At 35.3% G+C, this 22,611-nt stretch carries 20 protein-coding genes; 7 read left to right on the forward strand and 13 right to left on the reverse strand.

The window, feature by feature from the left end:
• Positions 1-33 precede the first annotated feature (33 nt).
• The 3 genes from BA1379B_RS02320 to topA form a co-directional block, all read right to left on the reverse strand.
• Positions 34-1,206: an MFS transporter gene (locus BA1379B_RS02320; RefSeq protein WP_035005902.1), complete on the reverse strand. Its 1,173-nt coding sequence runs from the start codon at positions 1,204-1,206 to the stop codon at positions 34-36.
• 559 nt (positions 1,207-1,765) lie between these two features.
• Positions 1,766-4,036, reverse strand: a complete 2,271-nt coding sequence (gene rnr, locus BA1379B_RS02325) for a ribonuclease R (RefSeq protein ID WP_078692345.1) — start codon at positions 4,034-4,036, stop codon at positions 1,766-1,768.
• Between the two features lie 3 nt (positions 4,037-4,039).
• The gene (gene topA / locus BA1379B_RS02330) at positions 4,040-6,631 is read right to left on the reverse strand and encodes a type I DNA topoisomerase (RefSeq protein WP_078673721.1); all 2,592 of its coding nucleotides are present in this window, start codon (positions 6,629-6,631) and stop codon (positions 4,040-4,042) included.
• Between the two features lie 246 nt (positions 6,632-6,877).
• Between topA and BA1379B_RS02335 the strand changes: the two genes are divergently transcribed.
• Positions 6,878-7,084, forward strand: coding sequence for a hypothetical protein (locus BA1379B_RS02335; RefSeq protein ID WP_035005898.1), 207 nt, complete (start codon positions 6,878-6,880; stop codon positions 7,082-7,084).
• Here BA1379B_RS02335 and dprA read toward each other — a convergent pair.
• The 4 genes from dprA to BA1379B_RS02355 are packed head-to-tail and all read right to left on the reverse strand — an operon-like array spanning position 7,044 to position 11,104.
• Positions 7,044-8,225 carry a DNA-processing protein DprA gene (gene dprA / locus BA1379B_RS02340; protein WP_371441552.1) on the reverse strand — a complete coding sequence of 394 codons (1,182 nt, stop codon included), beginning with the start codon at positions 8,223-8,225 and terminating at the stop codon, positions 7,044-7,046. The two genes, BA1379B_RS02335 and dprA, sit on opposite strands and share 41 nt — an antisense overlap.
• The gene (plsY, locus tag BA1379B_RS02345) at positions 8,203-8,829 is read right to left on the reverse strand and encodes a glycerol-3-phosphate 1-O-acyltransferase PlsY (RefSeq protein WP_035005896.1); all 627 of its coding nucleotides are present in this window, start codon (positions 8,827-8,829) and stop codon (positions 8,203-8,205) included. The genes dprA and plsY overlap by 23 nt, the downstream gene beginning before the upstream one ends.
• An 8-nt stretch (positions 8,830-8,837) precedes the next feature.
• On the reverse strand, positions 8,838-10,142 hold the full coding sequence (locus BA1379B_RS02350; RefSeq protein WP_078688522.1) for a dihydroorotase: 1,305 nt from the start codon (positions 10,140-10,142) through the stop codon (positions 8,838-8,840).
• The gene (locus BA1379B_RS02355) at positions 10,139-11,104 is read right to left on the reverse strand and encodes an aspartate carbamoyltransferase catalytic subunit (RefSeq protein ID WP_078692346.1); all 966 of its coding nucleotides are present in this window, start codon (positions 11,102-11,104) and stop codon (positions 10,139-10,141) included. The genes BA1379B_RS02350 and BA1379B_RS02355 overlap by 4 nt, the downstream gene beginning before the upstream one ends.
• 126 nt (positions 11,105-11,230) lie before the next feature.
• On the opposite strand from BA1379B_RS02355, the gene BA1379B_RS02360 reads away from it, so the two are divergent.
• Entirely contained in the window at positions 11,231-12,859 is a 1,629-nt protein-coding gene (locus BA1379B_RS02360; RefSeq protein ID WP_078692347.1) for an acyl-CoA dehydrogenase family protein, read from the forward strand.
• Here BA1379B_RS02360 and ruvX read toward each other — a convergent pair.
• Positions 12,833-13,324 (reverse strand): Holliday junction resolvase RuvX, encoded by a 492-nt coding sequence (gene ruvX / locus BA1379B_RS02365; protein WP_035005889.1) that lies wholly within the window; start codon positions 13,322-13,324, stop codon positions 12,833-12,835. The two genes, BA1379B_RS02360 and ruvX, sit on opposite strands and share 27 nt — an antisense overlap.
• A 152-nt stretch (positions 13,325-13,476) precedes the next feature.
• On the opposite strand from ruvX, the gene gatC reads away from it, so the two are divergent.
• Together gatC and gatA are read left to right on the forward strand one after the other, a co-directional pair.
• Positions 13,477-13,764, forward strand: coding sequence for an Asp-tRNA(Asn)/Glu-tRNA(Gln) amidotransferase subunit GatC (gatC, locus tag BA1379B_RS02370; protein WP_035005887.1), 288 nt, complete (start codon positions 13,477-13,479; stop codon positions 13,762-13,764).
• A 30-nt stretch (positions 13,765-13,794) separates the two neighbouring features.
• Positions 13,795-15,279, forward strand: coding sequence for an Asp-tRNA(Asn)/Glu-tRNA(Gln) amidotransferase subunit GatA (gene gatA / locus BA1379B_RS02375; RefSeq protein ID WP_035005886.1), 1,485 nt, complete (start codon positions 13,795-13,797; stop codon positions 15,277-15,279).
• A 169-nt stretch (positions 15,280-15,448) separates the two neighbouring features.
• Here gatA and BA1379B_RS02380 read toward each other — a convergent pair whose 3' ends face one another.
• The 5 genes from BA1379B_RS02380 to BA1379B_RS02400 all read right to left on the reverse strand — a co-directional run bounded on the left by BA1379B_RS02380 (position 15,449) and on the right by BA1379B_RS02400 (position 20,310).
• Positions 15,449-16,159 carry an ABC transporter ATP-binding protein gene (locus tag BA1379B_RS02380; protein ID WP_035005884.1) on the reverse strand — a complete coding sequence of 237 codons (711 nt, stop codon included), beginning with the start codon at positions 16,157-16,159 and terminating at the stop codon, positions 15,449-15,451.
• Positions 16,156-16,929 (reverse strand): ABC transporter ATP-binding protein, encoded by a 774-nt coding sequence (locus BA1379B_RS02385; protein ID WP_035005883.1) that lies wholly within the window; start codon positions 16,927-16,929, stop codon positions 16,156-16,158. Before BA1379B_RS02385 ends, BA1379B_RS02380 begins: the two co-directional genes overlap by 4 nt.
• Positions 16,922-17,983, reverse strand: a complete 1,062-nt coding sequence (locus BA1379B_RS02390; protein WP_078692348.1) for a branched-chain amino acid ABC transporter permease — start codon at positions 17,981-17,983, stop codon at positions 16,922-16,924. Before BA1379B_RS02390 ends, BA1379B_RS02385 begins: the two co-directional genes overlap by 8 nt.
• On the reverse strand, positions 17,983-19,059 hold the full coding sequence (locus BA1379B_RS02395; protein WP_078692349.1) for a branched-chain amino acid ABC transporter permease: 1,077 nt from the start codon (positions 19,057-19,059) through the stop codon (positions 17,983-17,985). Before BA1379B_RS02395 ends, BA1379B_RS02390 begins: the two co-directional genes overlap by 1 nt.
• Positions 19,060-19,140: 81 nt before the next feature.
• Positions 19,141-20,310: an ABC transporter substrate-binding protein gene (locus tag BA1379B_RS02400; protein ID WP_078673729.1), complete on the reverse strand. Its 1,170-nt coding sequence runs from the start codon at positions 20,308-20,310 to the stop codon at positions 19,141-19,143.
• A gap of 327 nt (positions 20,311-20,637) precedes the next feature.
• Between BA1379B_RS02400 and BA1379B_RS02405 the strand changes: the two genes are divergently transcribed.
• From BA1379B_RS02405 to BA1379B_RS02415, 3 genes are all read left to right on the forward strand, one after another.
• Positions 20,638-21,213: a cold-shock protein gene (locus tag BA1379B_RS02405; protein WP_035005879.1), complete on the forward strand. Its 576-nt coding sequence runs from the start codon at positions 20,638-20,640 to the stop codon at positions 21,211-21,213.
• Between the two features lie 93 nt (positions 21,214-21,306).
• Entirely contained in the window at positions 21,307-21,825 is a 519-nt protein-coding gene (locus BA1379B_RS02410; RefSeq protein ID WP_236829070.1) for a DUF192 domain-containing protein, read from the forward strand.
• On the forward strand, positions 21,822-22,595 hold the full coding sequence (locus tag BA1379B_RS02415) for an alpha/beta fold hydrolase (RefSeq protein WP_078692350.1): 774 nt from the start codon (positions 21,822-21,824) through the stop codon (positions 22,593-22,595). The genes BA1379B_RS02410 and BA1379B_RS02415 overlap by 4 nt, the downstream gene beginning before the upstream one ends.
• Positions 22,596-22,611: the final 16 nt, after the last annotated feature.

Genomic DNA, 22,611 nt, shown 5'->3' on the forward strand with positions numbered 1-22,611 from the left:
TTATATATGACACTACGGATGTTCTACAAAAAGTCAAGAGTTGTTTGATTTTCTCATTAATTGAATAAGCACTAAAATAATATATAAGCTAAAAAAACAGGCAATTGCCAAAGAAAAACCAAATGGTTTTAAAATATCCATTGTTTGACCAATAATAGCTGGTCCAATCAGTATACCAATTCCATAGCAAAAAATAAAAGCAGAATTAGCTGCAGCAAGCTCTTGTCCTTTAAGGCATTCACCAAGTTGTGCTAGGCCAATTGTATAAAGACCTGCTGGTATTCCACCAAGGAAGAAAAGATCAATCATCAAAATCAGTTTATGTTCTGCTATCTGCGGTATAATGAGAGTTCCAATCAATCCTAAAATAGCGCATCCTATAAGAGAATAGCGCTTATCTTTTAAATAATCACTTATGAGGCTGATAGGAATTAAAAGGAGAATATTACCAAGAGCAAGAATTTCCATAAAATGTATGGTTTCATTTGTATTATATCCAATTGATAAGCTAAAAGGTGTTATAAGTGTTAACGTTCCCATTTGTATAGCGCCATAAATAAGTGCTGCTATTGTTGAGGTGGGAATACGTAAAATATGTGAAAAAAACGCCGTATTTTCCTTACTCTGAAATTTGGGGCTCAATTTCCAGGCAAAGAGAAGGGGTATGATAGCAATTATAATAAGAAGGCAGCCGGCACCAAAAGGTATAAAATTTTGTGTTCCTATTTTTTCTAGCAGCATTGGGCCTAAAATAAATCCAAGACCTAAAGTAATAGCATAGATAGAAATTACTAAACTGCGTCTGTGAGGTGGAGATGCATTATTAATCCAGAATTCTGATAGAATAAATATAATTGTCATAGCGAAATGTAGTGTAAATCGCAAAATAAACCAAATCCATATTGATTCAAAAAAATAGAATCCTAAAAAACTTAGAGAACCAATAATCATCATAAGCAATATTGATTCGACGACACCGAAATGTAAGGCGATTCGGGCAGTTAGAGCAGCTGCAATAATTGTTGCAATTCCTCCGACTCCTCCACTATAACCGATGATACTATTTGATAATCCTTTTTCAGTCATTAGCAACGAAATAAGTTGTGTTCCCATTCCTAATGCTACACCGACAGTACCGATGGTCGTAATCGAGGCAATAATTGCACGCAAAGAACTATTTGGGAAGTTGAAGGTTTTGTTCATCATGAGGGGAGTTTAATTAAAATTATAGTGTTATATTTGGATCATATGATTAGTAATAAATTTTGTTGAAAATAGAAAAAGAAAATTGCGATTAAAAAAATAGCATTTACAGCGTAGCACATAGTCTGTGGGGTAATTGTGTAGATTTTTAGATGATAAAAGGTAGATAAGTCTATATGTTGCATATTTTATGATATATTTAATGTAAAATTTTTTGACCTTTTCTTAATCAAAAGAGAATCATAGAAATTTATTATATAGAGCTAAAAAAAGAAATAGTATGCATCAAATAATAATAAAATGACAAGAGATTTTTAAATAATCCATTACTTTAAAAATGTTGGCTATATAGTTCTTCTTAAATTAAGACATCTTTTTAAAAAGATATTAAAAATGAAGATTTTTCTTAAATAACTTTTTGTATAATAAGCTTAAAATATTTGATACTAATGTTATCAACAATCAATTAGTTTTTAAAATTAAATATTATTATGGATTTATCATGGCTTTTAATCTTTGTGTGCAGAGATATAATTCTAATTTTGCGATCTTTTATTGAAGGTTATCTTTTTTTATCAGAAACATAATTGCGTTTTTTCACTATAGATTTATTTTTGTGGTAGGAGATAGGTAAAGAAGTTATGAGACGAGGTTTTGTTAACATTTCAAAACATAAAGCACCAGAAAAAGGTTGGACTTCTAAAATTTTTACTTCGACTACATCACCAAGTTGATAACATTTACGGCTACGTTTTCCTATAAGGGTATGCTGTACTTCGTCAAAATAGTAATAATCACTTTTAAGTGTAGAAATAGGCACAAAACCATCTGCATTTAATTTATCAAGTGCGATAAAAAGACCTGCTTTTGTAACTCCTGAAATACGGGCTGTAAATGAGTGTCCAATTTTATTAGCTAAATAATGTGCAACAAGTCGATCAACAGTTTCTCGTTCTGCCATCATTGCGCGGCGTTCGTATAAAGAAATTTGAGTGGCGATTTTTGCAAAATTTTTCTCTTGTTCATCTGTGAGCCCATCATTACCCAATTTCAGAGCTTTTATAAGCGCTCGATGAATAATTAAATCAGCATAACGGCGAATTGGTGAGGTAAAATGTGTATAGTTAGGCAGATTTAAACCAAAGTGGCCTATATTTTTAGGACTATATTCGGCTTGAGATTGTGAGCGCAAAATAATCTGATTTACTAACTCCTCTTGTTGCGTATTCATAGTTTTTGTAAGAATATTATTAAGCTGTGCTGATGTAAGTTCAGCTCCTCGTGCAAGTGAAATTCCTAGACTTTGAAGAAAGTTCTGGAGCATTTCCTGTTGTGCAAGAGATGGCTTACTATGAATACGATAAATGAGAGGTTGATGATGTCCTTTTAATGTTTCAGCAGCTGCAACATTCGCTTGTATCATGAACTCTTCAATTAATCGATGTGCTTCTAGATGAGATAACATCACAACATCTTGAATGTATCCATTTTGATCAAGAATAATCTTTTTGTCTGGTATTTCTAATTCTAATGGTTGTCGGTGATTGCGCGCAATTTTAAGGCAGGAATAAGCACCCCATAATGGTTGTAAAATGTTTTCAAGTAAGGGAGCTGTTTTTTTATTTGTCTTTCCTTCAATTGCACATTGTACTTCTTGATAGGATAATTTGGCTGCCGTACGCATTACAATACGATGGAAACTATGTTTACGTTTGTTTCCATTCGCATCAAAAATCATACGAACAGCTAGTGCAGGTCTATCTTTTCCTTCGTGCAATGAACAGCGATCATTAGAAATACATTCTGGAAGCATTGGTACGACACGATCAGGAAAATAAACAGAGTTTCCTCGTTTTAATGCTTCCTGATCTAGAATACTTCCTGTTTGTATATAGCAAGAAACATCCGCAATTGCGACAATGATAATCCAACCTCCGCTATTGGCAGGGCTTTCATCCTTTATTGCATAAACTGCATCATCATGGTCTTTTGCATCTGGGGGGTCAATTGTAATAAACGGTAATTGTCGCCAATCTTCGCGGTTAACAGCGTTATCAGGTTTTATATTTTCAGCTTGTTCAAGGACATCTGAGGGAAAAATATGAGGAATTTCTTTTGATATAAGGGCAATCATTGAAAGATTTGTTTCATTATCAATGTGCCCTAAAATATTTCTTACTTTTGCTTGTTTGAATCTGTAGTTAGTACTATTTTTAATTTCAATTTCGACAAGATCACCAGCTTTAATATCTATGTTCGTAGAAATATCAATAATAAGCTCGTTATTTTTACGTTCTATGGGATCTATATGCCATTCGCCATTTTCTAATTCTCTCACTATACCAAGCATATTTCTTTTTTTCTTATCAATCTTGCGGATGATTCGTCCTGTATAAGAAAGATTTTGCAAAACTTTATTTCGAAAAATTTTTACAAGGATGTGATCTCCAATACTAATGCTTGCTCCTCTTATGCGATGAGAAGAAGAAATTTGAATATTAGGCTTTGGATCATTGGGCCATTCAAGAGGTTCTGCAATAAAGTCACCATCTTTATCAAGAGCACTAACTTTGACTAAAGTAATTGATGGTAATCCCTTTTTGATGCTTAAATTTTTACGTTTTTTTGGTATTACATAGTTATCTTTTAAGTTACGCAATATATCTTTTAACCACATATGAGAATTACTATTCAAGTTAAAAGCTTTAGCAACTTTTCGTTTACTCGATTGGTTCGGATTATGAGTAATAAAGGATAAAATTTCTGATTTACTAGGTAGCTTCTTAGTATTAGATAGTTGAAAATATTTTGTTTTTTTCTCGCTTTTAGCCAAAATTTATGCTTTCTTTTTGCGGGGTGAGGATTTTTTTGGTGTTGCCTTCTTTTTTGAAGTAGCTTTTTGTTTTGTTTTTTTTATCGATGCTTTAGCTAATATAAGTTCTAATGCTTCTGCAAGTGTGACTGTAGCTGGATCTTTATCCTTTGGTAAGGTAGCATTAATTTTATTCCAGTTAACATATGGACCATAAAGACCATTACGTATAGTAATTAGTCCACCTTCTGGGTGATCTCCTAGTGTTGCCAGCGTAGCAGGTGTTATTTTACGTCGGTTTGTTGTACTCTCTTTTTTTTCAGCAAGTATTGTAACAGCGCGATTAATGCCGATATCAAAGACTTCATCTGTACTAAAAAGATTTGTGTATTGTCCATCATGAGCAAGATAAGGACCATATCGTCCAATTGCGGCTGTAATTATTTTTCCTGTTTCAGGATGAATGCCAACTTCACGAGGTAAAGACAGCAAAGCTAAAGCTTTATCAAAATCAATATTTTCTATGTGCCACCCTTTAGGCAAACTTGCACGCTTAATTTCTTTACCTTCGCCAAGTTGAATATATGGACCAAAGCGGCCATGACGAAGGGAAATATCTTTCCCTGTTTCAGGATCAATACCGAGCATAACAGGTTCATCATTGTGCACCGCTTTGCTTTGTTCTTCTGTATCTGAACCTAATTGGCATGTATATTTACATTCAGGATAATTAGAGCAACCAACGAATGCACCATAGCGCCCTAATTTTAATGATAATTGGCCATTTGTACAAAGGGGACAAGAGCGGCAATCACTTCCGTCTTCACGTGTCGGGAAAGCAAGAGGAGCTAACGTTACGTTTAAAACATCAAGAACGTTCATTATGCGGAGTTCTTGGATACTCGTAATAGATGCATTAAATTCATCCCAAAAATCGCGTAAAACATCTTTCCAGGAAAGTTTTCCATCGGATATAAGATCTAATTTTTCTTCAAGAGCTGCTGTAAAACCATATTCTACATAGCGATTAAAAAAATTTTCAAGAAAGGCTGTAACAATACGTCCTTTAACATCAGGGATAAGTTTGCGTTTATCGGTTATGATATATCCACGATCACAAAGTGTGCTTAATGTAGATGCATAAGTTGAAGGCCTACCAATTCCCAATTCTTCAAGTTTTTTAATTAATGCAGATTCAGAATAACGAGGAGGTGGTTCTGTCGTATGTTTGACCGATTCAACTTTTTCTTTTGTAAGTGATTCTCCAACATTAATCTGCGGAAGACGTGTTGATTCATCCTCATCACTATTTTCTTCTTCTTTTGGATCCGTATAAGCAGAAATGAAGCCATCAAAACGAATAACAGAGCCTGTTGCGCGTAAATGAGCGTGATTTTCTTCTTGAGATGCTTCAATTTCGACAGTTGTACGTTCAATTTCAGCAGAACACATTTGGCTGGCAATTGCGCGTTTCCATATTAATTCATAGAGTTTTGCTTGATCACTATCGAGAAAATTGCACACTTGATTAGGATGACGTGTAAAATCTGTAGGACGAATAGCTTCATGTGCTTCTTGTGCATTCTTAGCTTTTGTTGAATAAAAACGTGGTTTTTCAGGAAGATAATTTCTTCCAAAAGAATCAATAATCGCTTTTCGTGCTGCATCAATAGCTTCTGAAGCCATTTGCACTCCATCAGTACGCATATAAGTAATAAGTCCTGCTGTTTCACCATTGATTTCAACACCTTCATAAAGCTTTTGAGCAACTTGCATTGTGCGAGAAGCTGAAAAACCCAATTTTGAAGAAGCAGCTTGTTGTAATGTAGATGTTGTAAAGGGTGGAGAAGGATTCCTTTTTATAGGCTTGGCTTCAATACTTAACGTGCGATAATTTGCTTTTTCCAACATAGAGAGAATTTGATCAGCTTGTTCTTGGGATTGAATATCAAGCTTACCAAGTTTGTTATGGTTAAATTCTATTAACCGTGCATGAAAAATATTATTTTGGAGTGTTTTCAAGTATGTTGTAATTGACCAGTAGTCTTCTTTAATGAATTGCTCAATCTCTGATTCGCGATTGCAAATGATACGTAAAGCAACTGATTGAACACGACCAGCAGAACGAGCACCAGGTAATTTGCGCCATAAAACAGGTGAGAGAGTAAACCCAACCAGGTAGTCGAGAGCTCGACGTGCAAGATAGGCATCTACAAGCGATATATCAATATCGCGTGGATTTTTCATGGCATCAAGAACGGATTTTTTCGTGATTGCATTAAAAACAACTCGTTTAACACGTTGATCGTTTAAAACTTTTTTTTGTTTTAGAACATCAAGGATATGCCATGAAATAGCTTCTCCTTCACGATCAGGGTCTGTTGCTAAGATAAGGCTATCGGCTTCTTTGACTGCTTTTGCTATTTCATTCAAACGTTTTGCTGAAGCAGTATCAATATCCCACTTCATAGCAAAATCTTTATCAGGAAGAACAGAGCCATCTTTTGCAGATAAATCACGTACATGCCCAAATGATGCTATGACTTTGTATTGAGATCCAAGGTATTTATTGATTGTTTTTGCTTTTGCTGGAGATTCAACGATAACAATATCCATAATTTTATCCGAATGTTGAAACAAAATTCTCTTTATAAACTTCTTTCAAATGAATAGCTAATGACAATTGGTCAAGAGCACATAAAAAAAAACTATATTATACAACTTTTGATTGTTATTATTAAAAATACATCTTATAAAAGAAATCGTATAACTTATTTTCCACAGCCAATATAAAAAGCATACGGCAAAATACTAAGATAACATCTATTGAGAGGTGGGGAGAATGCTCAAGGATAAAAGATTATGTTTATAAATCACTTAAAGATTATCCACTATATTACAGATATGTCAAAACAAATGAGCCAGATGGCACGTCAAGCTCATAGTCCACTTTTAGCATTGCTTTTGGATATGGCAGCTGAAGAGGGGCAAAGCATTATTAATAGTTCTGAGGCTCTTGGAGAAGATCCTAAGTCGACAATGATACGTAACCGCCAGAGTGCCGAATAAGCTTTCCAGCAAGATCCAGTTCAATTAACAAGAGGTAGAGTTTTTGTAACGAAACACCTGAATAAATGCTGAGTGTATCTAAATCAATTGGAGTGCTTGATAGAGCAGAAAGGACAGCTTCACGTTCTATATCATCTCCAATCAAAGAAGTCTCATTCGTTATTTGCTTAGGGGGACTAGTATTTTCTTGTGGAAATTGAATTGAATATGTTTCTTCAAAAAAGCTAAGTTGAGGATCGGTTGTATTCGATGTTAATGGTGTGAGTGTTTCTATAATATCAGAGGGATGTGTAACCAGCAAAGCACCTTCTTTAATAAGATTATTTGTACCAATTGCTCTTGGATCAAGTGGAGAACCTGGAATAGCGAAAATCAATCGTCCCATTTCAACAGCTTGGCGTGCTGTAATTAAGGAGCCTGATCGCATGGCCGCTTCTACCACTAAAAGACCAAGCGATAGAGCTGCAATAATACGATTTCTTCTTGAGAAGTCGATAGCACGGGCTTTCCAACCAATGGGCATTTCACTAATAATTGCTCCACCATTAGCAAGAATATCATCATAGAGTTTTTGATTTTCGGGAGGGTAAATGTGATCAATACCACCAGCCATAACTGCAACTGTGCCTGTTAGCAAACTTGCTTGATGAGCAGTGCTATCAATTCCACGTGCAAGTCCAGAAATAATCGTAAAACCAGCATTACCAATAAAATGAGCAAACTGATTAGTTAATTTTTTGCCGACTGCAGAGGCATTTCGAGAACCAACAATCCCAACAGAAGGTTTTTGAAAAATCGAGCAATCACCTTTTATGGCAATAAGTGGAGGTGATGCTTCTACTATTTTGAGAAATGGTGGATAATCTGGTTCTCCTATACCGATAAACCTAATACCTTGTTTTTCAGCTTGTTGCATTTCTTTTTCGGCATCATCTAATGTCGCGATTCGAATAGGTTTACGAAGCCCTCCATTTTTACTAAGCTCAGGAAGCATAGCAAGAGCATTTTCTGCTGTTTTATAATGGTCAATCAAATTACGAAAAGTAACTGCTCCAATATTTTCGCTGCGTAATAACCGCAACCAATTTAATCGTTGCTGATCAGTAAGCAAAATTCCTTTATTTATTCCTATTTGTGGTATCAATTTTATTTTCTTCCCCTGCTAATAATCTGCGAATATTAGTATGATGTTTTATAATAACGAGTATGCTCATTATTATTACTATGCAAGCAACATAGAAAGAAGGGGAATGATAGTAAATAAAAATTGGAGTAATAATTACAGCCGCAAGTGCAGAAAATGAAGAATAGCGCGTTAATATAAACGCTCCTATCCAGACAATAATAAAAATAAGAGCTGCTAACCAATCAAAACCTAAGCAGACACCTAGATAAGTTGCAACTCCTTTACCTCCTTTGAATTTAAGCCATATGGGATAAATATGCCCTAAGAAAGCTAAAAATCCAGCCAGAAGAGCAATTTCTACAGTAGGAAATAGAAATTTTGTCACCCAAATAACAAAAGTGCCTTTTAATATATCGCATAGAAGAGTAAGAGTTGCGATTTTTTTATTTCCTGTTCGTAAAACATTTGTCGCTCCGATATTTCCAGAACCAATTGTTCTTATATCGCCAAGTTTATAAAATTTTGTAAAAAGTAATCCAAATGGTACAGAACCAATGAGATAAGATATCAGGAAAATAAGACATGTATTGAATTGCAAAAGTGTTTCTACTTCACTCATTAAGAATCTCATTTGCTTTGCTGATTAATTTTAAATACTGATTGTCCCTTTACAAAAGTTTGAAGAACACGTCCCTGAAAACGAGCATTTTCGAAGGGAGTATTTTTTGAACGTGAATGTAGCGTATCTACAGATAAGACCCATGGCTCATCTAAATCAACCAAAATAAGATCTGCATGAGCGCCTTTCATAAGCGTTCCAGCATTGAGACCAAAGAGTTTTGCAGGTGCTGTTGATAAAAGTTCAACTAATCGTACAAGAGGTACAGTTTCATTGTGATAAAGGCGTAAAGCCGCACTTAATAAAGTTTCCATGCCAATAGCACCTGGCGCAGCCTCTTGAAATGGCAAGCGTTTTCTATCAATGCTTTGAGGATTGTGAGAAGAAGAAATAATATCTATTGTCCTATCTTTTATTGCTTTAATCATTGCTATACGATCTTCTTCTGCACGTAATGGGGGCATTAAGCGGAAAAAAGTACGATATTCACCAATATCATTTTCATTTAAAGATAAGTGATTAATAGATACACCAGCTGAAATTTTTTCACTATTTTGTTTTGCTAAACGAATAGCGTCAGCAGACATAGCTGTCGATATCTGTGCTGCGTGGTAACGTGTTTGTGTTAGAATAGCTAGCCGTAAGTCTCTTTCGAGTGGAATGACTTCTGCCTCACGCGGAATTCCAGAAAAACCAAGCCAACTCGCTAATAAACCTTCATTCATAACGCCTTGATCAGAAAGATCGTGGTCTTGTGTTTCATGAATCAATGCAATATCGAAATCACGTGCATAAATCATTGCCCGCCGCATCACAGCTGAATTTTGGAGTGTCTTTTTTCCTTCACTAAAGGCAACTGCTCCTGCATCTTTCAATAAACCAAATTCAGTGATTTTTTGTCCTTGCAGACCTTGCGTGATAGCAGCAACTGGATAAATATTAACTAATGACGTTTCATGCGCTGTGCATGTAATAAATTTAATAAGAGCTACATTATCAATTATCGTCTGTGTATCAGGCATCATAAGAAATGAGGTAATACCACCGGCTGCTGCAGATTGACTTGCTGAAGCAATAGTTTCAGGGTATTCAGCTCCTGGTTCTCCGATAAAGACTTGAGCATCAACAAGTCCAGGAAGAATTGCTTTATCTTGTGCATCAATGGTTTCTGCTCCTTCTGGTATTCCTTGATTCAAAGCTTCTTTTCCAGCGGCTACAATCAGTCCATTTTCAATGATAACTGTACCGATTTCATCAATTGCGCGTGAAGGATCAACAATGCGGGCGTTTTGAAAAACTATTGGTTTTGTCATTTCTTTTCTTTACTCCAGTTATGGCGCAAATCTAATAAAGCCTCCATGACCGCCATGCGCACAGCAATACCCATTTCTACTTGTGTGTGAATCATACTTTGTGTACTATCTGCTATATCAGAAGCAATTTCTACACCACGGTTTATTGGGCCAGGGTGCATGATAATGCAATCATTTTTAGCATACGCTAAATTTTCTTTATGCAAACCAAAATAATGGAAATATTCACGAATAGAAGGGATAAAAGCACTTGTCATACGCTCGCGTTGTAAGCGTAGCATCACGATAACATCAGCACCTTTTAGACCTTCTTTCATTGTATTAAATACTTCAACACTCATATTTGAGATTCCAGGAGGGAGAAGTGTTGATGGGGCAACAGCACGAACACGAGCTCCTAAAGCATTGAGGCTGATAATATTAGAACGGGCGACGCGTGAATGTAAAATATCACCACAAATTGCGACAGTTAATCCTTCAATATGACCTTTTATTCTTCTAATGGTTAGAGCATCTAATAAAGCTTGTGTTGGGTGTTCATGTGCACCATCACCTGCATTAACTACGCAACAATCAACTTTTTGTGCTAAAAGCGCTGCAGTTCCAGCACAGCTATGGCGAACAACGAGTATATCAGGTTTCATAGCATTAAGAGTTGTGGCTGTGTCAATTAATGTTTCTCCTTTTTTTACAGACGAATTACTAATAGCCATGTTCATCACGTCTGCCCCTAATCGTTTGCCAGCTAATTCAAACGAAGATTGAGTTCTTGTGGAAGCTTCAAAGAAGAGATTAATTTGTGTATACCCATGCAATATAGATTGTTTTTTATTAATTTTCTTGGAAAGAAGTACGTTCTCATCTGCGCGATCAAGTAATATATTAATGTCTTGTACAGTGAGGTGTTTAATCCCTAAAAGATGTCGGTGAGGAAAAATTGGAAAAGTAGTATTATGAGTCATAGTATTCTTTTCTATAGATCTCTAAAGAGCGTAAATCAGCATTTGTTTAAATATAATAAATGTTTTTAGCTGTAAAAAGGCAAATAGTCTATGATGTGAGTGATTCTAATAATAGGAATATACTATATGAATGTTGTATTCACGCAGAATTTACAGCGAAAAAATGCATTTCTTAGTGATACGCTTATGTTTCGTATTGCGTCTACTTTACCTACTTCCTTGTTGGCAAGCTTTGAGGAAATAGGAACTTTTGTGGCTAGTGATGAGGCGTGGGATCTTGCACGTTTAGCTAACAGCCACCGGCCCCGGTTGCACTATAATAATCGATGGAAACAGTCAAAAGAAGAATTAGATATTCATCCTTCTTATCATACTCTTCAGAGGTATTCTAGACAAGCAGGTTTAGTTTCTTCGCTTTGGGAAAGTGCGACTTCAGAGAATGGAGTACGTTATCAGGCGCGTGCTATTCGCTTGGCTTTATTGGCCGGTTTGGAAACAGGACATTTGAATGAGATCACTGTAGCAAGTGCTGCTATTGCAGTTTTAATTGGTGATATTGAACTATTTAAAAAATGGCAAGATGCACTTTTATCACGTCAGTATGATTTATCTTCTAAGCCTATTGATAATAAAACAGGCGCCTCACTGACTTGTGCTTTTGATAATATTGAGGAAAGTGAGAAATATACTTTCAATTTTCCAGCTGTTCAAAGGATTTCTTTTGATGAGAAAATGGGGCGTGATCTATACCGTTTAAACATTATAAAAACCAATGTTGTTAATCCGATGGCTGACGGATATATTGTAAGCGCAGAGATAGATGGCCTTTTAAGCTGCTTTTTAATTCCACGGTTGCAAGAAAATGGCTTATTAAATGGTACTATATTAATTCGTTATTTAATTCAGCGGTCTGGAGAATGTTCAGCTCCAGAGGGAGTTATTGAATTCCGAGGTTGTTGTGGTTGGCTTTTGGGTAACGTAGGAGAAGGGGCTAAGGTGATTAAGGATATCGAAACGATGATGCGTTTCGATCAAGCTATAATATCTGCAGGTGTTTTGCGGTCTGCACTTCAATTTAGTATAGATTTTCTTCGGAAGAAAATGCCAAATCAACCCTTTCCACCATTAACAGAGCGTATTTTTGCTGATATTGCACTTGATATAGCTGCTTCGCAAGCATTGGTTATGCGTTTAGCCCGAGCATTTGATAATGCTGTAGATAATCGTTCTGAGGCAGCTTTTGCAAGAATTATGACACCTATTATTGCTTGTCATGTTAGTCAATTAGTGATTCCAATTGTTGGTGAAATTATTGCGCAGGTTGGTATAGAGAGTTTTACGGATAGTAATCCCTTGTTGCAAATATTGCGTGATAGTCCTGCACGAATAGTTAAAAATAGTGGTATGAATCAATTGGTAAGGGATGCAATTCTTATAGGAGATAAAGCACCTGGATTATTTCAGCAATTATTAGAAAAAATTGCAGCTGATATTGGACAAGCTGGTCCACGAGCGATTGAGATTATTAAATCCGCTGTGAATATGGCTTCAACGAATGAGGGAGCTGGTAGGTTTTTTGTTGAGCAGATGGCATATGCATCTGCTAGTGCTGCGTTACGTTATACAGAAGTAGAATATATTGTAAATGCTTACATGGAAAGCCGTCTTGGAGGACAATGGAGATCATCTTATGGTATGTTGATTGCACGATATAATCCAACGCAATTATTAGATATTCTCTATCCTACTATTTGATGGCAGAGTCTTAATTCTATCGAGAGCACCTTGTAAAATGAAAGCAGCAGCAGCTGAATCAATACGTGATTTTCTCTTAGAGCGTGACATATCCATTTCTAAAAGAAGACGTTCTGCAGCGATTGTTGATAATCGTTCATCCCAAAAAACAAAAGGAATTTCTGTATATGTTGCCATATTACTAACAAAAGTTTTAGTTGCTTGAACACGTGGGCCATTGCTTCCATTCATATTAAGAGGTAAGCCAATGATAATAGCCCCTACATTTTCATTGTTAAAAATCTGTATAAGCGTGAGAGCATCTAATGTGAATTTTTTTCGATAAATAACAGGTCGCGGATTTGAAAATGTTAAACTAATATCAGAAATAGCAATTCCAATTGTTTTGGTACCCAAATCTAAGCTTGCTATTGTCTGCCCAAGTGAAAGATGTGTCATAACTTCATTTATGCTGATAATGGCCATGTTTATATGCTTAGAGTATCTAATATTTTCGTTAGTTGCTATAAAAATTGGGGTGTAAATATCAATATTCTTGCGCTTATAGATGTAGACTTGTATAGCCAAAAAATGAATAGGCTAATAATATTAGAGTAAATCAAGTAGGAAGGTATAATATGTCTGTTGAGAGTAAAACAGTCAAGCGGGTGGCAAAATTAGCACGTATTGCTATCCATAATGATGAAGTTGAACGTATAACAGAGGAGTTTAATACCGTTTTAGATTTTGTAAAACAACTTGACGAAGTTGATGTTGATGGAGTTGAGCCACTAACATCAGTAATTCCAATGACGTTACGAAAACGTGAGGATGAGGTTACGGATGGTAATAAGGTTGTGGATATTATAGCAAATGCGCCTTTAGCAGAAGAAAATCTTTTTCTTGTTCCAAAAGTAGTCGAATAATTTTTTATATTTTAAAACTCGAGAATCAACATGACCGATTTGATAACCTTAACAATTGCACAAGCTCGTGATGCTTTAAAAAAGGGAGACTTGAAAGCAATTGAACTAACAGAAGCTTATTTGAAAGCAATTGAATTGGCTAATCCAATTCTGAATGCTTATGTAGCAATAACTGCAGAACAAGCAACAAAAATGGCAGTTGAATCCGATATCCGTTTAGCGAAAGGAAAGGCTGGCATTTTAGAAGGTATTCCACTGGGAATTAAGGATCTCTTTGCAACACAAGATATACATACTCAGGCTTGTTCATATATTTTAGACGGTTTTAAACCAAAATATGAATCAACTGTAACTGCTAATTTATGGAAAGATGGAGCAGTTATGTTAGGTAAGCTGAATATGGATGAGTTTGCTATGGGATCATCTAATAAAACATCATGTTATGGCCCAACTATTAATCCATGGCGAAAAAAAGAATCAGATGAGAAGCTTGTGCCTGGTGGTTCATCAGGAGGTTCTGCTGCTGCTGTGGCAGCTCATCTTTGTGCGGGAGCAACAGCAACTGATACTGGTGGATCAATACGTCAGCCAGCAGCTTTTACTGGCACTGTAGGGATAAAACCAACTTATGGTCGGTGTTCGCGTTGGGGGATGATAGCTTATGCCTCATCACTGGATCAAGCGGGACCTATTGGACGAGATGTGCGTGATTGTGCAATTATGTTAAAATCAATGGCTTCCTTTGATAGTAAGGATTCAACTTCAGTTGATTTACCAGTACCTGATTATGAAAGCTATCTTGGTCAATCGATCAAAGGAATGAAAATTGGTATCCCAAAAGAATATTATATTGAAGGGATGTCTGAAGAAATTGTTGATCTTTGGCAAAAAGGAATGAATTGGCTAAAAGATGCAGGAGCAGAGATTATTGATATTTCTTTACCTCATACAAAGTATGCTTTGCCTACTTATTATATTTTAGCTCCTGCTGAAGCATCTTCTAATTTAGCACGTTATGATGGTGTTCGTTTTGGGCTTCGTATACCAGGAAAAGATGTCATTGAAATGTATGAAAATACCCGTTCAGCTGGCTTTGGTGATGAAGTCAGACGGCGTATTTTGATTGGAACTTATGTTCTCTCTGCGGGGTATTATGATGCTTATTATCTTAAAGCTCAGAAAGTACGAACTTTAATTAAACGTGATTTTGATCATTGTTTTGGGCTTGGTATTGATGCTATCCTAACTCCTGCAACGCCAACATCCGCTTTTAGTATTGCAGATGAAAAAATAAAGAATGATACAATAGCCATGTATCTTAATGATATTTTTACTGTGCCAGTTAATATGGCTGGCTTACCAGGGATTTCTGTTCCTGCAGGTTTATCATTAGATGGTTTGCCTCTAGGATTACAATTAATAGGTAGATCTTTTTCTGAGGAAGTGATTTTTAAAATAGCATATATTATAGAACAAGCAGCAGGAACATTAAATGCTGAAAAATGGTGGACATAAAAGATATAGTTTATAATTTTAATGCTAATAAAACTAATTATAAATAACAATTAAATATATGAAACTTATTCGTTTTAAAGCTATTTCTAATGAGTTATGAACAAAAAGAAGCTTTTAATTAACTTCATAATCATTAGAGTTAAATAATAAGGAATAGGCACTGTAATTTTTAATTGCCAAGATATGCATCTTTGACACGTGGATCGGAAAGCAAAGCTTTAGCTTCATCGTGAAATAATATTTTTCCTACTTCTAAAATATAAGCATAATTAGCAATGGAAAGTGCTGCAGATGCATTTTGTTCAATAAGAAGAACAGTTTTCCCCATATCATTAATTTTCTTTATAATCGAAAAGATTTCACGTACGAGAAGGGGCGCTAAACCGAGAGATGGCTCATCTAATATAACTATATCGGGATTACTCATAAGGGTGCGACCTACGGCTAACATTTGTTGTTCACCGCCTGACATTGTACCGCTCAGTTGCTGAGATCTTTCACGCAAGCGTGGAAATAAATCAAATATCCATTCGATATTGCGAGTAACAACAGTTTTATCATTACAGATATAAGCGCCTAGCTGAAGATTTTCTAAAACAGTAAAGTGAGGTATAATACGTCTTCCTTCAGGCGTTAAGGCAATACCTAATCGTAAAATTTCTTCCGGTTGTTTTTTTATGATAGATTTGCCTTTATATATAATTTCTCCGTGAATCGATCGATTGAGGCCTACAATAGAATGTACAGTGCTGCTTTTACCAGCTCCATTCGCTCCAATTAGAGTAACTATACTGCCTTTTTTTATAGACATAGAAAGGTCTTGAACAGCTTTAATTGCACCATAATGAACATGAAGATTTTTTATTTCAAGAATATTCATGATATATCTTCACCGAGATAAGCTTTAATAACTCTAGGATTATTGCGTATTTCATTGGGTGTGCCATTAGCAATACAACGACCATATTCTAATACACAAATATATTGACAAAGCTTCATAACAACTTTCATATCATGTTCAATCAAAAGGATTGTAAGATCAAATTCTTTTTTGATTTTTTCTATAAATTGCCTTAATTCATCGCTTTCTTGTGGATTCATACCGGCTGCGGGTTCATCAAGAAGAAGCAGTTTTGGTTTTGTTGCTAAAGCTCGAGCAATTTCTAAGCGTCGTTGTGCTCCATAGGAGAGGGTGGTTGCTTTTTGATGAGCGAGATGATCAAGCTGAAGCTTTTTAAGAAGTTCCATTGCATTGTTATGAATTTGTCTTTTCTCTTTAAGCGCACTTGGTAATAATAAAGCTGCATTAAACCATGGTTGTTTCTGTCGAATATGAGCACCTACCATAATATTTTGTAAGACTGTTAATCCTGAAAAAAGGCGTATGTTTTGAAACGTTCGTGCAATATGGAGCTTGCAGATAGTATAAGGTGGGAGGCCACAGATTTTTTTATTATCTAAAAGAATTTCTCCATTTGTTGGCGCATAAAAACCAGAAATCATATTAAAAATAGTTGTTTTTCCGGCACCATTTGGACCAATTAATCCAGTAATTGTTCCTCGTTTAATAGCCATATTAACATTGTTTACAGCAATTAATCCACCGAAATGCATTGTAAGATTATTGAGTGAGAGAATCGTACTATTCATGATTTTTTCTCATTTTGAAAAGATTTCTTCTTATTAAAAGATTGGAAATCCAATTCCATGAAAGTTCACGTTGGCCTAATAACCCTTTTTGCCAGTATAAGATAATTGCCAGCAATATAATTGAAAAAATAACCATTCGTAGGCCTGGTAATCCCGGAATATTTATAAAGCCTAGATTTAATGGATTTTCAACGATACGAAGCCACTCAAGCATTATTGTAATAATAATGCTGCTTATAACGCTTCCTGTAATAGAACCAAGACCACCAGCCACAACAATCATTAAAATATTAAAGGTTAGGATAAAATTGAACATTTTGGGATCGATAGTTGAAATAAGAGCGGCGGTTAATGCACCACCAATACCTGCAAAAAATGCACCAACCGTAAAAGAAAAACAGCGATAGAAAAAAGTATTTACTCCCATTATTTTCGCAGCGATTTCATCATCGCGAATAGCACGTAAAACATTACCTGTATTGCTTTGTAATAAAAGAGTAATGAAAATTATTGTAAATGCTAACCACCCAAAATTCCACCATAACGTAGCATATTGAGGTATTCCTTTGATTCCTAATGAACCATTTGTTAAAGGTATAGCATTGATAATGACAACACGAATAATTTCTGCAAAGCCTAGTGTTGCAATTCCAAGATAATCACCACCAAGGCGTAAAATAGGGAAAGCGATTAGCAAACCTATAATTGCAGCAGATAATCCGCTTATAATCACAGAAACAAAAAACGATAGTTGCAAATTTTTTAAGGGTTCAGCTATCGGTTCTAAAATCCACATCATTTCTTTTTGTTCAGGAGAGAGAAGAAAAATTGCGCATACATAAGCACCAATAGCCATAAAACCAGCATGTCCTAGGGAAAACATCCCTGTAAATCCATAAATCAAATTGAGTGAAATTGCTAATATTGCATTGATAGCGATAAGATTAATAATACGCAGTGTATAGTCATTAAAATAGTTATCAGCATAAAATAAAAAGCTAATAAAAATTATAATGCTAACAAATGATAGAAAAATGTTTAATGATTTTGTCATTAAATTTTCTCCTGGTTTTTCTTACCCATTAAACCAGTTGGCATTATTAATAAGATAAGAATCAAGAGGATAAAAGCAAAGGCATCTCTATATCCAGATAAAGTTGGAGAGAAGGCAACAACCATAATTTCAATAAATCCTAATAGTAAGCCTCCAAGCATTGCTCCTGGAATTGAGCCTATACCTCCAATAACAGCTGCAATAAAAGCTTTTAATCCAGGAAGCAAACCCATATAAGGATGAATTTGAGGATAACGTAAAGACCACATAATACCCGCTATGGCACCTAATGCAGAACCTATACAAAATGTAAATGCAATAATCTTATTAACAGAAACACCCATTAAACGAGTTGTTTCAATATCATATGATATTGCACGCATAGCAAGACCAGGCTTTGTTTTGTTGATTATCCATAATAAAACAATAACAAGAATGAATGAAACAATAGGAACGATGAGAGACATGGGAGCAATTCGAATGATACTCTTTGCATCCTGTCCGAAAGACCATAAGATTGGTGTTACAAGAAAATCTGGTTGTTTTACAGCTTTTGGAATGCTGCTAAAAAACATGATTGCAAGACTTTCAGTAAGAAAAGAAATGCCAATCGCGCTGATAAGCACTGAAATACGTGGAGCGTTACGCAAAGGTTTATAGGCTAACTGATCAACAAAAATTCCCACTGCACCGGTAATAAAAATGGAAAAACAAATAGCTAAAATCCAAACGGGTTTAAAATCTTGCAGAGAAATTTGTGAGTAATAAATAAGTCCTGAAACAAGAATAAAAAAGATAGAAATCCAATAAACTTTTTGTTGTTTCTGAAATCCAATAAAGATTGAATAATAAATAAAAACTGAGAACAATATAAGTAAAATAGCAACCCATGTAGGCATAAAGCTAATTGTAGAAAAGGAAAAAAAATATGCTCCCAACATTATGAGATCACCATGAGCAAAATTAATCAACCTCAGAACACCATAAACCATGGTATAACCGATTGCAATAAGCCCATAAAGTGATCCTAATGTCAGCGCATTAAAGAGATATTGAATGAACATTTCAGTGCTCATCTCTTATTCCTTATGTATTAATATGAAATATGATAGCTCTAAATAATTTAATCTTGGAATACATTAACTAAGCTTATAATTTTAATTGAGCAATTTATTAGTTTGCATTGTTTTTTGTAAGTCAGTAAACTGTATTTCGTGTAAATAAATACGCTTTCCATTTTTTATTTCAATTATACCAATAGAAGCTTGAGGATTATGATTTTCATCTATGGATATAGTTCCAAAAGGGGTTTGAAAATCTTTTAATTTACTCAATTCAGCTGTAATTTGCTCACGATCAGCACTGCCAGCATTTTCAATGGCTTGCATAAACATCATATATGCTGTGTACCCCAAAACTGAATTGATATTTGGTTGTTTATTGGGATAAGCAGTTTTCCATTGATTTGTAAATTCTTGTGCGGCTTTTGACATGTTTGGTATAGCTTCATTGTAAGGAAGTGTTGTATGCAAAAATCCTTCTGCAGCTAGTCCTGCAATGGCAATAGTTTCTGGATTATCCATAGCATCTCCACCCATAATGCGAAATTTTGCCCCCAATTCACGTGCTTGCTTTATAATTATGGCACCTTCAGCAAAATAAGATGGGATGAATAAGATATCAGGTTTTTGTGCTATGATTTGTATAAGAGCGGCTGAGAAATCTTGGTCTCCAGAGTTATAATTTAAATTTGAGATAATTTCACCGCCTAACTTTTTGAATGAACTGGTAAAGTAACGTGCAAGACCAATTGCATAATCGTTAGATATATCTTTTAAGATAGCTGCCTTTTTGGCATGTAAAATTTGGGTTGCATAAGTTGCAGCACCTATAGCTTGATAAGAGTCAGTGAAGCATGCACGAAAATAATACTTTTTGCCTTGTGTAACCAGTGCATTTGTTGATGAAGTTGCGATAGTAGGTGTTTTTGCTTTTTCAGATACTTCTCCACCTGCTAATGACAGTGAAGAACCATAGGTTCCAATGATTCCATTAACTTTGTCATTAGCGGTTAAATGCGCGACAGCATTGACTGATTCTACTTTATCAGATTTATTATCAATAACAATCAGCTCAACTTTGCGTCCTAGTATTTCTGGATTTTTTTTATGTGCTAATTGTATACCATCGAGTTCAAGTTTTCCTCCAAACGCATTTTGTCCAGTTAATGGAAGATAAACACCAATTTTAATAGGATTTTCTGCAGAGGCATTTGTCAGAAATGCACTTATTATAAAAGCTACGGTAAGGATCTTTCTCAATTGCATTACGCACTTTTCCTTATTGTCAGTTATAATTTTTATTATAAATTGTATACATTATCTTGAACTTTATTATCATGCAAGTTATACATCTTATAAAATTGATCAGTGTGTACGAGTGTGTGCAAAAAGTCTTCGAGATTACCATTATATTTATTTATGTGTGTAAACCTTCTTGGATGAAATTTTATGATTTATGAGCTGACATTACGAAGTAGATACGACAATATGGGGAAATCTTATCTTTGGTCTTGCTTGTTAATGTAACTACAATGTTTACTTACGCAGAAGAATCAATTTGTAGAATTCAAACCTACAGGATCACGTTTGGTTATGACAAGTAAGGATACATTAAAAGATTATTCTCCATCTGAAGATGGTCTCGATATTTGTGGTGAAATTATTGAAATTAGTGGTGTCATTAAATGGTTTGATGGCAGCAAGGGATACGGATTTATTATTCCTGATCTTCCCGGTCTTCCTGATATATTATTGCATGTGACAGTGATGCGGCGAGATGGTTTTCAAACAGCTTTAGAAGGAGCTAAAGTTATTTGTGTTGTAAAACAAACAGAGAGAGGGCTAAAATGTATCCAAGTTAAGTCTATTGACTGCTCATCAGCTACTCATCCTTCAGAAATTCCAGTGCGTACACATGTTGTGGTAACTCCTGAAAGTGGTTTAGAGCGTGCAATTGTTAAGTGGTTTAATCGCGAAAAAGGATTTGGTTTTCTTAGCCGGGGGCAAGGAACAGAGGATATTTTCATTCATATGGAGACATTACGTCGTTTTGGTTTAGCGGAACTCCGTTCTGGTCAGGTTGTCCTTGTGCGTTTTGGTAAGGGGGAAAAGGGCTTGATGACAGCAGAAATTTATCCTGATATAGCGCTTCCATTTGTTACAAATTAAATTTCTAATGTTATTAAGGAAAAATATCATCTCTGTTTTTTAAGTTGTGTAATTTATCTTAAAGAAAAATAGTAATGATGTAGGATAAGAGTTTTGAAATTCTTAAAGAGGAAACAAATTATTCAATTTATTCTATTTTTATGCGCTAATATTTCAAGTGCTGTTATAGCAGGAAAGCCTATAGAGATTCCTACTGATCCAAATTTTTTAATAATTAATACGGAACAGAATGCGATTTTTTATGAGGTAGAGATTGCATTTTTACAAACTCAAGCGAGCGCTGGTTTGATGTATCGTACTGATTTTCCTCGTAATCGTGCTATGTTATTCAAGAATTTTCTTGGTAGTATGCCAGAAGATAAACAAGAAATGTTTATGTGGATGTCTCATACATCTTTACCTTTAGATATAATTTTTTTAAATTCAAAGGGAGTTATTGTTTCAATTGTTGAAAATACTCTTCCATTTTCAAAAAATATAATTTCGTCAAAAGTACCTGCAGCTTTTGCTATAGAACTTAATGCCGGTGAGGTTGCTGATAAAAAGATACAGCAGGGTCAATGTGTGATGCATCCTGTTATTTATGAGAAATGTGAAAGTGATAAACTATGATAGCAGAAGAGATTCGCTTTTTTGAACATGATGGTTTGCGTTTTGCTTACTGTGAAGAAGGACAGGGTGCTCCTATTTTATTGATTCATGGTTTTGGATCTTCTGCGCTTATAAATTGGTATGCAACAGGTTGGTTTCGTACTCTCATTGCGGCAGGCTATCGTGTTATTGCTTTTGATAATCGTGGCCATGGTGATTCGGATAAGATCTATGATCCTTTATTTTATACACCTCAAGCTATGGCTAGTGATGCGGTTAAATTGCTTCAACATTTAGAGTTATCCAAGGCCCATGTTATGGGATATTCTATGGGAGCTCGAATTAGCGCATTTATGGCTCTTTTGTATCCGACATATGTGCATAGTGTTATTTTTGGTGGTTTAGGAATTGGTATGGTAACGGGGGCAGGTGATTGGGAGCCTGTTGCTCAAGCTCTTTTAGAAAAAGATGTTTCAGCAATTACTGATCCTCGTGGTTTGATGTTCCGTAAATTTGCAGAACAAACTAAGAGCGATAGACGTGCTCTTGCTGCTTGCATCATGACATCAAAACAAGAATTAACAGAGCATGAAATTTATAAAATTAAGCAGCCTGCACTCGTTGCAGTTGGTTCATTAGATGAAATTAGTGGTGAAGCTGAGCCATTAGTGGCTTTATTGCCACATGGTGAGGCACTACAAATTCCTGGGCGTGATCATATGCTTGCTGTTGGAGATAAAGTTTATAAAAAAGGTGTTATCGATTTTCTTGCTCGTCATCCTATTGTTTAATTATTGTTTAAAAGAT

Origin of the sequence: Bartonella sp. A1379B (genome assembly GCF_002022485.1) — a bacterium.
GTDB classification, from domain to species: domain Bacteria; phylum Pseudomonadota; class Alphaproteobacteria; order Rhizobiales; family Rhizobiaceae; genus Bartonella; species Bartonella rochalimae.